The organism is Actinomycetospora rhizophila (assembly GCF_042657905.1).
Taxonomy (GTDB): domain Bacteria; phylum Actinomycetota; class Actinomycetes; order Mycobacteriales; family Pseudonocardiaceae; genus Actinomycetospora; species Actinomycetospora rhizophila.
The window spans coordinates 26,809-38,321 of sequence record NZ_JBHSKG010000029.1 but is presented as its reverse complement, the minus strand read 5'-3'; the positions used below and the strand labels follow the sequence as shown (position 1 = coordinate 38,321).

The window sequence follows — 11,513 nt, the reverse complement described above, 5'->3', positions numbered from 1 at the left end:
TCAGCGGTGCTGGCGGCGGCTCCCGCCGTGCCAGTCCTCGGTGACGCCGACCTGGTCGGTCGACACGCCGAACGACGGCAGCTGGGGCTGCTCGCGCAGGCTGCGCTTGAGCTCGGCGAAGCCCGGGAACCGCGCCAGCCCCACGGCGTGGTCCCACAGCTCGCCGGCCTGCTCCTCGGTGGGCATACGGCTGATCACCGGGCCGAAGAACGCGAGCCCGTCGGGCGGGTCGACCTGGATGATCGGGGTGCCGACGTCCCGCCCGGTCAGCGCGAGGGCCTCGTCGGTCTCGGCCTGCACGACCTCGTCCCAGGCGGTGTCGTCGGCCGCCTCGACCAGCGACGTCGGCAGGTCCGCGGCGGTCAGCACGGCGGCCAGGAACGCCTCGGAGCCCTGGGTCTCGCGCGCGGAGGCGGTGTCGGGCACCGGCTCCCGCTCGAACACGTGCTGCCCGAACGCCTCCTGCAGGCGGTCGAGCGCCTCGGTCCCGTGCTCCTTGCGCGTGCGCGCCGCGACCCGCAGCCCGCGCAGGCCCGCAGTGTGGCCGGCCTCGTACTCCGGCGGGAACTGCGCGTCGTAGTCGACGCCGGCGTTGACCAGCCGCAGCGAGATGAACCGCCACTCGATCGCGAGGTCCCGCTGCCGCGCGACCACCCGCAACCACTTGCTCGTCATCCAGCAGAACGGGCAGATCGGGTCGAACCAGAGGCGCACGTCCACGCCGATGAGCCTAGGCCGCGCTCGTGCGTGATCTTCTGGGACGTGGCTCAGAAGATCACGCACGACGGACGGCGGGTCAGCGCTTCGTCCAGGTGCACGTCCCGCTGAACTTCACGTACGCATCGCTCGACTTGATGCTCACGGAGCTCGGGCCGTCCTCGTTCCCGTTGGCGATGATCGAGTCGAACTCGCCGTCGTTCGAGGTCAGGCGCTCCCAGTAGCACCAGCTGGACCCGCTCGTGCGGTAGTTGCCGGGCTGGATCTCCGTGCCGACCTCGTACGTCCCGGACGAGAAGCTCGTCCCGGCGGAGGGCGTCGAGCCGGAGGACGAGGAGGACGCGGACGGCGAGGCCTGCACCGTCACCGTCGGGCCGGGAACCGTGACGGTCGGACCCGGGACGGTGACGGCCGGGCCGGGCACGGTGACCGTGCGGGTGGTGACGACCGGCGCGGGCTGCGCCACCGGCTGGGCCTGCACCGTCGAGTTGGACGTGCCCATGGCGAGGCCGATGAAGTAGGCGACGAAGAGCCCGGCGACGATTGCGAGGACGCGTCCGGCCCTCCGCGGCTTCTTCGGCTCGGGGCCGGGCTGGGCGGGCGGCAGGGACTGGTCGAGACGTGAGGTCACTTCGGCTCCGTCAGTCGGGGTTGCCGCGGAGGCAACCGAGCTTGCGTGGTTCGCAACTGACGGATCGAGTCGATCACAGAACGTGTTAGAGCGAACGTCGGTATTCACTCCGACGAGTGACGACCTGTCGAGGGCGGCCCGGCGACGACGGAGTGCGAACCACGCGGCGCCGGGCCGCCGAACGCATCGTCCCAGGTCAAGGAACCAACTCTGCTCGGGCCCCCCGATCTCACAGTGTGTGACGGAGTGATGACGAGCGAGAGCTCAGCTCTTCACGACGCGTGCGGCCAGCGTGGCCTGGCCCGGCCCGTCGAGCTCGTCCAGCGCGTCGGCGCGCCCCGCCACCGCCATGAGCACGGCCTCGCCCGGCCCGGTCACCTCCGGACCCCGGCCCCAGGTCCAGTCGACGTCGGTGGCCACGAGCCGCAGCCCGCGGATGCGGGGGGCCGCGTGGATCGGCGGGGCGACGACGGCGAACGCGAGGGCCGTCCGCAGCCGCTCGGGCGGGATTGTGCGCGGCAGGCCCAGCGGGCGGCGGATGTCCTGGTGGTGGATCGTGCCGTCGGTCAGCGCGATCCGGTACCCGAAGCGCGCCGTGAAGCCCTCGGGTGTCCGGTAGCGACGCACGAGGTCGACGAGCCCCCACGGCTCGAGCTCGTGCAGGGCGTCGACCGCCTTCTGGTTCGCCCGGTCCGGCGACATGCCCGACAGCAGCAGGGTGCGGACGAACCCGGACATGCCCTGCACGTCGTAGCTGATGACGTGGGCGACGAGGTCGCGGACGTTCCACCCGGTGCACAGCGTCGGGGCGTCCCACTGCTCCGGCGTGAGGGTGGCGAGGAAGTCGGCGAGCTCGGCGCGCTCCTCCTGGGCCAGCGCCAGGGTGTCGGTCATGCCCCGGCATCCTCGCCCGGGACCGCCCCCCGCGGAACCACCGACACGGCGTCGCGGGCCCGCTAGCGTCGTCACCGTGCGCCACGACAGCACCGCCGACATCCCCGCGCCCGTCGACGACGTCTGGGCGGTGCTGATCGACGTCGAGCGCTGGCCCGAGTGGACGCCGACAATGCGCCGTGTCGAGATCCTGGACGGGGCGGAGCTCGTCCCGGGCACCCGAGTGCGGATCGCCCAGCCCCGCCTGCCCGTGCTCGTGTGGACCGTCGACGAGGTGCGTCCCGGCGCGGCGTTCTCCTGGGTCAGCGGGCCGTCGGCCGGTCGCACAAGGGCCACGCACGAGCTGACCGCGCTGCCCAGCGGCGGCACACGCCTCGCGCTCGGGCTCGACCAGCGCGGTCTCTCGGCGGTGTTCGGCGCGCTGACCACCGGGTTGACGAAGAGCTACCTGCGCACCGAGGCCGAGTCGCTGCGCCGGTACTGCTCAGCCGGCTGAGTCCTGCAGCCGGCGCATCCCGGCGAGCCAGCGCTCGTAGTCCCCGCCCTTGCGGCGGAAGAACGTCAGCACCTCGGGGTGCGGCAGGATGAGGAACTCCTCGCGCCCGATCCCCTCGACGACCGCGGCCGCCACCGCCCCGGGGCTGAGCACCTCGCCGGCGGCCCGCACGGTGTTCGCCGCCAGCGAGCTGAACGTGTCGTCGGCGCCCGCGCCCTCGAGCATGGCGGTCGCGACCCCCATCGGGCACAGTGCGCTGACCCGGATGCCGCGCGCGCCGTAGGTCACCGAGAGCCACTCGGCGAAGGCGACCGCCGCGTGCTTGCTCACCGCGTACGGCGCCGACCCGATCTGGGTGAGCAGGCCGGCCGCCGACGCCGTCGCGACGAAGTAGCCCTCGCCGCGCTCCAGCCAGCCGGGCAGCAGGAGCTTCGCGGCGGTGATGTGCGCGCGCAGGTTGACGTCGAGGACGGTGTCCCAGATGTCGTCGGGGGTGCCCATCGGGTCGGTACCCAGCGCGACGCCGGCGTTGGCGAGGTAGAGGTCGACGGGGCCGACCGACTCGGCGACCTCGGCGAGCACCGCCGCGGTCGCGTCGGTGTCGGTGACGTCGAGGGCGCGGCGCAGGACGGCGCCGTCGACGTCGGGCTCGTCGCGGTCGGTGGCCACCACGCGGGCGCCGGCGTCGGCGAGCGCCGCGACGAGGGCGCGCCCGATGCCGCCGCCGGCGCCGGTGACGACGGCGACGCGGTCAGGGAGCTCCACGGGGTCAGACCCGCTCGATGATCGTCGCGTTGGACTGGCCGCCGCCCTCGCACATGGTCTGCAGGCCGCGGGTGCCGCCGGTGCGCACCAGCTCGTGGACCAGCTTGGTCGCGAGGATCGCGCCGGTGGCGCCGAGCGGGTGGCCCATGGCGATCGCGCCGCCGTTGACGTTGGTGCGCTCCAGCGGCGCGCCCGTCTCGTGGGCCCAGGCGAGCACGACGGGGGCGAAGGCCTCGTTGCACTCGAAGAGGTCGATGTCGTCGATCGAGAGCTTCGCGCGGCGCAGCACGTCGCGGGTGGCGGGGATCGGGCCGGTGAGCATGAGCACCGGGTCCTCCCCCACCACCGACAGCGTCGTGACCTTCGCGATCGGCGTCAGCCCGTGGGTGCGCAGCGCGTCCTCGGAGACGACGAGCAGCGCGGCCGCGCCGACCGAGACCTGGCTCGACACGGCCGCGGTGATCTCGTAGCCCTCGCGCAGCGGGGGCAGGGTCGACATCCTCTCGACGTTCGCGTCGGGCCGGATGCCCTCGTCGCGGTCGAGGCCGTTGAGCGGGGCGATCTGGCCGGTGAAGCGGCCCTCGACGGTGGCCCGCGCGGCGCGGCGGTGGCTCTCGACGGCGAACTCCTCGAGCTGGGCGCGGCGCAGGTCCCACTTCTCGGCGATGAGCTGCGCGCCGCGGAACTGGCTGATCTCCTGCTCGCCGTAGCGCTCGATCCAGCCCGGGCCCTCGCGGCGGGTGCCCATGCGCTCGAGGACGGCGGCGTTGGCGTCGATGGGGACGATCGCCATGTTCTCGACGCCCGCGGCGATGACCATGTCCTGCGTGCCCGAGAGCACGGCCTGCGCGGCGAAGTGCAGGGCCTGCTGCGACGACCCGCACGCGCGGTTGATCGTCGTCCCGGGGACGTGCTCGGGGTAGCCGGCCGAGAGCCACGCCGTCCGCCCGATGACCCCGGCCTGCGGCCCGAGCTGGCTCACGCAGCCCATGAGCACGTCCTCGACCGCACCCGCGTCGATGCCGGTGCGCTCGACGAGCGCGGTGAGCGCGTGAGCACCGAGGTCGGCGGGGTGCACGTCGGCCAGCACGCCCTTGCGCGTGCCGACCGGCGTGCGGACGGCGTCGACGATGTAGGCCTCGGTCACCGGCACGTGGTTCTCCTCCGCAGCGATCGAGCGTGTGGCATCACGGACACCCAGTGTCTGCGATGGCCCACCGCTGACACCAGCGTGATCCTCACCCCGCGGCGCGGGCCTCCCGGACGAGGCGGCGGGCGCGGGCGATCTCGGGCGGGGCGGGGATGTCGGGCAGCACCGTCGACGCCGTGTACAGCGCCCGCAGGGCCACGGTGACGCCGAGGTCGGTGGTGGGCAGGCCCGGCAGCCCGTACATCCGCCGCGCCCAGCGGGGCAGGGTCGAGAAGGAGATCGCGGCGATCGAGGAGAGGGTCAGCGCGATCCCGGTGGGCGCGCTGGGCTGCGGGGTGAGCAGGCCGCCGACGCCGCGGCGGGCCTCGTCGGTGAGGCGCAGCCGCGGGCGGATGCGCGCGAAGTAGTCGGCGAGCTCGGCGCGCGAGGCCGGCACGATCGCGGGGTCGAGGCCCACCACCTCGGCGGCGCGCACGCTCTCGGCGACGTAGGCGTCGGCCTCGGCGTCGTCGACGACCCCGGCCCGCCGCGCCACCGACACGTAGGAGTCGATCTCGGCGTTGTGCACCCAGAGCAGGTTCTCCGGGTCGTCGAGGGCGATCCGGGTGCCGTCGACGTCGGTGCCGCGCAGCGTCGCGTGCAACCGGCGCACGCGGCCGGCGGCCGTCTCGACGTCGGCGCGGGAGCCGAAGGTGCGGGTGCCGACGAAGCCGACCGTGCGCTGGAAGCGGGGCCAGGCCTTCTTCGGGTCGAACAGCGCCGAGTTCTGGTAGGTCGCGCGCATGACCTGCGGGTGCAGCGACTGCAGCAGCAGCGCGCGCATCCCCGCCACCCACAGCACGGGCTCCAGCTGCACCCGCCACGTCACCGACGTCGGCCCGAACAGGCCGTCGTCGGCGCCCTCCCCGATCACGTCCCCGCGCTCCGTCGCCACCAGCAGGGGGTCTCCGATCCGTCCGCGGTCAACCCACCGGCTGACACGGGCACGCCTCGTCCACTATCGTGGGCGTCCGTCGACGATAGCGGTCGCTCGGAGGCTCGGTGGACGACTGGGAGGCCTACCGTCTCGCCACGGCCTACGTCCTGGCCACCGCCCGGGAGGACCGGGGCGCGATGGACGACACCTTCGCCCGCGCGCTGCAGGACCCGCAGGTCCTCGTCGGGTTCGTCGGCGGCCTGACCCGGCTCGCCCACCTGCTCGTGCTGGAGCGCACCGGCTCGGAGGACGCCGCCCGCTGCTGGTTGGAGGACCGGGTGCGCTGGCTGGCCGCGCTCGATCCACCGGTCGAGGGATGACGACGGCTCCTGGCGTGTGACCGCGACCACCCGCCCGGTCGTACGATGGCCCCGATGACAGCGAGCGGTCTGCGGATCCGGCTCGTCGGCCGGTTCGCCCTCGAGGGCTTCGACGGTCACCCTCCCGTGACCGTCCCGCACGGCCGTGCCCAGCGGCTGCTGGCGGTGCTCGCCGCCCACCAGGGCCGCTTCGTCCCCACCGACACGATCGTCGCCGCGCTGTGGCCCGACGGCCCGGCCCAGGCGTCGGGACGCGCCGGCCGCAACCTCGCCGCGCTGGTGAGCCGGCTGCGCCGCGCCATCGGCCGGGACCGCATCGAGGGCGACCCCACCGGCTACCGCCTGGTCCGCGACGCCGCCACCACCGTCGACGTCCACGAGGGGCTCACGCTGGTCGAGGAGGCGGAGCGCGACCTCGACCGCGGCCTCATGCTGCGCGCCCTCTCCGGCGCCCAGAGCGCGGAGGACCTGCTCGGGCGGGGCACGGCCCTGGCCGGCGAGCCCGATGCCCCGTGGGCCGAGGAGGTGCGCCGCCTGGTCGCGACGACCCTGTCCCGCGCACGCTCCTGCCACTGGACCGCGGCGCTCGCGCTGGGCGAGGACCGCACCGCGATCGACCTCGCCTCGCGGGCACTGGCCGCCGACGCCCTCGACGAGCCCGCCGCCCGCGCCCTCATGCGCGCCTACATCCGTCAGGGCGCCGACGGGGCCGCGCTCGCCGCGTACGAGCAGCTGCGCCGGGCCCTGTCCGAGGAGCTGGGCGCCGACCCCTCGCCGGCCACGCAGGAGATCTACCGCTCGCTCCTGCTGCCCGACGAGCGGACGCCGCACACCGCGCCGGTGACCGTCCGGGGACGCGACCGCGAGCTCGCCCAGCTGCGCCGCGCCTGGTCGGCCGCGACCCGCGGGCACGGCGGCCTCGTGCTCGTCACCGGCGAGGCCGGCATCGGCAAGAGCGCGCTCGCCCGCGTACTGGCCGGCGAGGCGCGCGACGCGGGCGCCACGGTGCTGGAGGTCCGCTGCCAGGAGGCCGAGCGCTCGCTCTACCTCCAGCCCCTCGCGGAGGCGGTGCGCACCCTGGTGGGACGGCACACCACGGACGCCCCGCTGCTGCACCGCGTCGAGCGGGAGGCGCTCGCCGACCTCGCCCCCGAGCTCGCCCCCGACACCGCCGACGCCACGGCCCCGCGCCCCGCCACCGACGAGCTCGGGCACCGCCGCACGCTGCTCGCCCTCGCCGAGCTGGTGGGGCGCACCGCCGAGGTGCACCCGATCCTGCTGATCGTCGAGGACCTGCACCACGCGGGCCAGACCACCGTCGACGCCCTGCACGTGCTCGCGACGCGCCTCGCGGCCCGGCGGGTCCTCGTGCTGGCGACCGAACGCTCCGCCGAGGAGCGCAGCGGTACCGAGAGCCTCCTCGACGTGGCGACACACCTGCGGGTCCGCCCGCTGTCCCGCGCCACCGTGACCGCCCTGCTCGCCGCGTCCGGGGCCGGCTACGACCCCGACACGTTCTTCGCCTGGACCGGCGGCTCGCCCCTGCTGGTCGGCGAGCTGCTGCGCCACCCCGCGCCGGCCGCGGCCGACGGCCCCGGCGACGGTCGGGGACCGGTGATCCCCGAGGACCTCTACGCCCTCCTGCGCCGCCGGCTGGACGCGACCGCCGAGGACGTCGCGCTGCTGCTGGGCCAGGCCGCCGTGCTCGGGTCGTCGTTCTCGCTCGACGACGCCGCCGTGCTCGCGGGGGTCGGCCCCGAGGAGTGCGCCCGCCGTGCCGAGCGGGCCGTGCGCGCGGGCCTGCTGGTGTCCGACGGCGAGCGCTACCGCTTCGCCAACGACATCGTCCGGACCGTCGCGTACTCCCGCGCCGAGCCCCCGGTGCGGATCAGCCGCCACCGCCGCGCCGCCGAGCTCCTCGCCGGCCGGCCCGAGGCCGCCGCCGGGCACCACTCCGCCGCCGGTGACCACGCGGCCGCCGCGCAGGCGTGGCTCGCCGCCGCGGACGCCGCCCACCTGGTGTTCGCCCACCGCGACGCCGAGCGGCTGCTGACCTCCGCCCTCGAGAGCGCCGAGCGCACCGGCGACGCGGTCCTGCGCACCACGGTGCTGCTGCGCCGCGGGCAGGCGCGCTGCGACCTCGCGCACTTCGACGGTGCCGACGGGGCGCACGCCGACCACGACGCCGCGCTCGCGCTGGCCCGCGAGCTGGGCGACGAGGAGCTCGAGGCCCGCGCGCTGGAGGCCCTGGGCTGGACGGCGCTCTGGGCGCGCGACGCGTTCGCGGCCGTCGAGCTCGCCGAGCAGGCCGGGCACCTCGCCGAGTCCGCCGCGGCCGCCCCGGGCGCGCGACGCAGCTCGCTGCTGCTGCTCGGCCGGGTGCGCCACTGGGACGGCGACTACTCCGGGGCGACCCACGCCTACCAGCAGGTGCTGGCCGTGGGCGCCGAGGACGCGCTGGGCGCGGTCGCGATGGCCTACCGCGGCGCGCTGCTCCAGCACATGGACCGCTTCGCCGAGGCCCGCGCGGTCCTGGAGCGCGCGGTCGAGCTGTGCCGCCAGACCGGGGAGTTCCGCACCCTGCTGCAGAGCCTGTTCTTCTGCGGGCTCGCCCGCGGCGACGCCGGCGACTTCGCCGGGGCCCTGCGCGCGCTCGACCGCGCCCGGCGCCTCATCGACGACGCCGGCGTCGGCTACTACCGCGCGGGCATCGAGACCACGACGTCGTGGCTGTGGCAGGAGCTCGGCGACCTCGAGCGCGCCCGCGAGCACGCCGAGACCGCGGTCGACCTGGCCCACCGCGGCGGCGGCGCCCTCGAGCTCGAGCAGGAGCTGCACGCGCTGCTGGCGCGCGCCGACTGCCTGCTGCTCGCCGGCAAGGACGACGACGCGGGCGCCACGGTGGAGGAGGCGGCGCCGCTGCTCGATCGCCCGCTGCCCTTCCGCCCGCGGGCCGCGATGCGCCTGCTGGAGATGCAGGCGCGCTGGGAGCCCGGGCGCGCCGAGGAGCTGCTCGCCGCGGCGCGGACCTACCGGTCGGCGAAGTACGAGGCGCTCGCCCTGACCCACCTCGGCCGGCCGCAGGAGGCGGCGTCGGCCGCGCTGCGCACGCGCTCGGACCTCGTCGTCGCGCAGGTCGGCGCCCCGTCGGCGCGGGGTCCGGCGCGCGACCGCATCGCCGCGGCGCTACCCGCCGAGCTGCGTCCCCGGTTCGTCGAGCACGGGCGCCTGGTGATCCCCCGCTAGCGCGATCGTCATGAACACGTGCGGGCGGCCCGCGTAGTCCTCGGTGCCGTGCGCGGTCCAGCCCAGCCGCTCGAAGAAGCGCTGGTTGGCGGGCTGCACGTGGGCCACCATGCGCCGGCCGCCGCGGGCCGCCGCCGTCGCCACGGCGAAGCGGACCAGGGGCGCCCCGGCGCCGGCGGTGCGCGCGCTGCCGAGGACCGCGAGGCGGTCGCCCTGCCACGTCTGCGCGTCGAGCGGGAAGAGCCGCACGGTGCCGACCACCTCGTCGCCGACGCGGGCGACCACGTGCAGCACGTCGTCGCGGGCGTCGTGGGGGTCGAGGTCGTCGCCGGCGAAGATGCCCTGCTCGTCGACGAACACCGCCCGGCGCACCCGGTGGTGCGCGGCGCGCTCGGCCGCGTCGGTCGCGACGGCGCAGACGACCGGCCGCGCGAGCGAGCGCGTCACGACGCCGGCCCCGCAGCCCCCGGGCGCCGCCCGATCTGCAGCAGCGGCTGGACCGCATTGAGCGCCGAGCACGCCTGGCAGCGCGCACAGCCGGCGACGGCGTCGGCGGACGACATGTTCCGCTCGCTCATGTAGGCCGCGACCTTCTGGTAGACGCGATCGGTGTAGACCGCGTCGGGCGGCGTGGCGTCGGCGAGCAGGCTGCCCGCGACCGGGCGCAGCGGCACGACGAAGGGGTAGACGCCGATGTCGACGGCGCGCCGGCAGCCCTCGACGGTGAGGTCGGGGTCCTCGCCCATGCCGAGGATGACGTAGGTGGACACCCGGCCGCGGCCCCACAGTGCGACCGCGCGCTCCCAGGTGCGGTAGTAGGTGTCGAGGCCCGTGCGCGCCTTGCCGGGGGCGACGCGGGCGAGCACGTCCGGGTCGAAGGTCTCCACGTGGATGCCGACCGCGTCCGCGCCGCCCGTGCCGTGCACCTCGTCGAGGATCGCGAGGTCGCGCGGCGGCTCGAACTGGATCTCGACGGGGAGCCCGGCGGCGTCCTTGACCGCGCGCCCGCAGCGGGCGACGTAGCGGGCGCCGCGGTCCGGGGCGACCGAGCTGCCCGTGGTCAGCGTGGCGTCGACGGCCCCGTCGAGCTCCTTCGCGGCCACCGCGACCTCGGCGAGCTGCTCGGGGGTCTTGCGGGCCACGGTGCTGCCGGAGTCGAGCGAGACCCCGATGCCGCAGAAGGCGCACTGGTCGGCGGTGTTCCAGTAGTTGCACGCCTGGACGACGGTGCTGGCGAGCGAGTCGAGGTGCAGCAGCGCGATCTTCCAGTAGGGCGTGCCGTCGGCGGTGGTGCGGTCGTAGAACCGCGGCCGGCGCGCGCCGGTGACCGAGGCGAGCCGCACGCCGTCGCGGTAGAGACCCTGGGCGCCGTTGTCCTCGGAGCGCAGCACGTAGGGCGACGCGTCGGTGGTGGGCACGGTGACCGGGAAGCCCTCGATCCAGAGCATGCCCGCGTCGGTCGGCCCGGCCCCGCCGCGGCGGGTCTCCACGGGCGTCTCGAGGCGGATCCCGGCGCTCTGGACGGCGACGATCACCGAGGCGATCGCCGCCGGGTCGGGCACTGCTGCCGTGACCGTCTCCTCGCCCATCAGGCCCGTCATGCGCCACCCGCCTCGCATCCACTTTCGGCTACGGTCATCACTTATCGGAAAGCATCGTGTCGCCGCCGTCAAGGCGTGAGTCGATCTCCTCGCGGCGACGGGCGCGCGCGTCGCGCCACGCGGCGGCGTCGGCGAACGACGTCTCCGTCCCGTCGGTGATCGTCACCCCCGTCACGGCGTCCAGCACGGCCTCGCCGAGCACGTAGGGCTCGCCGCCGGCGTACGGGTCGGCCGTCGCGATCAGGGCCAGCCCCGTCGCCAGGTGCATCTCGACGGTCCGGTGCGTCGACCCCGCCGAGGCGTCGAGGACGACCCAGCGCTCGCCCGCCGCGCGCGCGGCGGCGATCGCCGCCCGGCGCTCGTCCCGCGCACGGGCGGCGACGAGCTCGTCGGCGCGCATCGCGAGCGCGGCGTCGAGCACCGCGCGCGTGCCGGCCCGCGCGAGCAGCGGGCCGGGTTCCGCGTCGAGCGCGAGCAGGGCCTCCAGGTCCGGCGTCGCCGCGCGCACCTCGTCGAGGACGGCGCCGACGCGCTCGGCCAGCCGCCGGTACTCCTCGCCGTCGACCACCGCGATCGACCACACGCGGTCGCCCGCCGCCCGCCACCGGGCGCGTGCGGCCTCGAGGGCCCCCTCTTCCCCGGAGTGCACCGCAGCGTTCATGATGTCCACTATAGTAGACGGGCGCTGCTCATCATGGATCAGGAGTGACGGACACC

12 protein-coding genes are annotated in these 11,513 nt (G+C 75.4%); 3 read left to right on the top strand and 9 right to left on the bottom strand.

Translation table 11 applies throughout. From position 1 onward, the window contains the following. The 3 genes from ACFPK1_RS31955 to ACFPK1_RS31945 form a co-directional block, all read right to left on the bottom strand. Complete coding sequence (locus ACFPK1_RS31955; RefSeq protein ID WP_378024966.1) at positions 1 to 720, bottom strand: mycothiol-dependent nitroreductase Rv2466c family protein; 720 nt, start codon at positions 718 to 720, stop codon at positions 1 to 3. A 76-nt stretch (positions 721 to 796) separates the two neighbouring features. Then, positions 797 to 1,348, bottom strand: a complete 552-nt coding sequence (locus ACFPK1_RS31950) for a hypothetical protein (RefSeq protein ID WP_378024965.1) — start codon at positions 1,346 to 1,348, stop codon at positions 797 to 799. 264 nt (positions 1,349 to 1,612) lie between these two features. Continuing rightward, positions 1,613 to 2,242: a maleylpyruvate isomerase family mycothiol-dependent enzyme gene (locus ACFPK1_RS31945; protein ID WP_378024964.1), complete on the bottom strand. Its 630-nt coding sequence runs from the start codon at positions 2,240 to 2,242 to the stop codon at positions 1,613 to 1,615. 76 nt (positions 2,243 to 2,318) lie between these two features. Here ACFPK1_RS31945 and ACFPK1_RS31940 point away from each other — a divergent pair, with 76 nt between their 5' ends. Next, positions 2,319 to 2,738, top strand: a complete 420-nt coding sequence (locus ACFPK1_RS31940) for an SRPBCC family protein (protein WP_378024963.1) — start codon at positions 2,319 to 2,321, stop codon at positions 2,736 to 2,738. On the opposite strand, the gene ACFPK1_RS31935 is transcribed toward ACFPK1_RS31940, so the two are convergent. The 3 genes from ACFPK1_RS31935 to ACFPK1_RS31925 form a co-directional block, all read right to left on the bottom strand. After that, positions 2,727 to 3,503 carry an SDR family oxidoreductase gene (locus tag ACFPK1_RS31935; RefSeq protein WP_378024962.1) on the bottom strand — a complete coding sequence of 259 codons (777 nt, stop codon included), beginning with the start codon at positions 3,501 to 3,503 and terminating at the stop codon, positions 2,727 to 2,729. The two genes, ACFPK1_RS31940 and ACFPK1_RS31935, sit on opposite strands and share 12 nt — an antisense overlap. Positions 3,504 to 3,507: 4 nt before the next feature. Continuing rightward, complete coding sequence (locus ACFPK1_RS31930) at positions 3,508 to 4,650, bottom strand: acetyl-CoA C-acyltransferase (RefSeq protein ID WP_378024989.1); 1,143 nt, start codon at positions 4,648 to 4,650, stop codon at positions 3,508 to 3,510. Between the two features lie 91 nt (positions 4,651 to 4,741). Beyond that, positions 4,742 to 5,587, bottom strand: a complete 846-nt coding sequence (locus ACFPK1_RS31925; RefSeq protein WP_378024961.1) for an oxygenase MpaB family protein — start codon at positions 5,585 to 5,587, stop codon at positions 4,742 to 4,744. Positions 5,588 to 5,694: 107 nt separating this feature from the next. On the opposite strand from ACFPK1_RS31925, the gene ACFPK1_RS31920 reads away from it, so the two are divergent. Further along, positions 5,695 to 5,949 (top strand): hypothetical protein, encoded by a 255-nt coding sequence (locus ACFPK1_RS31920; protein ID WP_378024960.1) that lies wholly within the window; start codon positions 5,695 to 5,697, stop codon positions 5,947 to 5,949. Between the two features lie 54 nt (positions 5,950 to 6,003). Then, a complete protein-coding gene (locus ACFPK1_RS31915) occupies positions 6,004 to 9,195 on the top strand; it encodes an ATP-binding protein (protein WP_378024959.1) in 3,192 nt (1,063 codons plus the stop codon). Here the strand turns inward: ACFPK1_RS31915 and ACFPK1_RS31910 are convergent. The 3 genes from ACFPK1_RS31910 to ACFPK1_RS31900 are packed head-to-tail and all read right to left on the bottom strand — an operon-like array spanning position 9,136 to position 11,457. Further along, on the bottom strand, positions 9,136 to 9,642 hold the full coding sequence (locus ACFPK1_RS31910) for an MSMEG_0567/Sll0786 family nitrogen starvation N-acetyltransferase (protein ID WP_378024958.1): 507 nt from the start codon (positions 9,640 to 9,642) through the stop codon (positions 9,136 to 9,138). The genes ACFPK1_RS31915 and ACFPK1_RS31910 overlap by 60 nt on opposite strands. Then, complete coding sequence (locus ACFPK1_RS31905) at positions 9,639 to 10,796, bottom strand: MSMEG_0568 family radical SAM protein (protein ID WP_378024957.1); 1,158 nt, start codon at positions 10,794 to 10,796, stop codon at positions 9,639 to 9,641. Before ACFPK1_RS31905 ends, ACFPK1_RS31910 begins: the two co-directional genes overlap by 4 nt. Before the next feature lie 37 nt (positions 10,797 to 10,833). Continuing rightward, complete coding sequence (locus ACFPK1_RS31900; protein WP_378024956.1) at positions 10,834 to 11,457, bottom strand: hypothetical protein; 624 nt, start codon at positions 11,455 to 11,457, stop codon at positions 10,834 to 10,836. Positions 11,458 to 11,513: the final 56 nt, after the last annotated feature.

What these genes read in the sequence shown, in the direction of transcription:
- ACFPK1_RS31945 (WP_378024964.1), bottom strand. Translation starts at nt 2,242, where the DNA reads ATGACCGACACCCTGGCGCTGGCCCAGGAGGAGCGCGCCGAGCTCGCC.
- ACFPK1_RS31915 (WP_378024959.1), top strand. Translation starts at nt 6,004, where the DNA reads ATGACAGCGAGCGGTCTGCGGATCCGGCTCGTCGGCCGGTTCGCCCTC.
- ACFPK1_RS31905 (WP_378024957.1), bottom strand. Translation starts at nt 10,796, where the DNA reads ATGACGGGCCTGATGGGCGAGGAGACGGTCACGGCAGCAGTGCCCGAC.
- ACFPK1_RS31900 (WP_378024956.1), bottom strand. Translation starts at nt 11,457, where the DNA reads ATGAACGCTGCGGTGCACTCCGGGGAAGAGGGGGCCCTCGAGGCCGCA.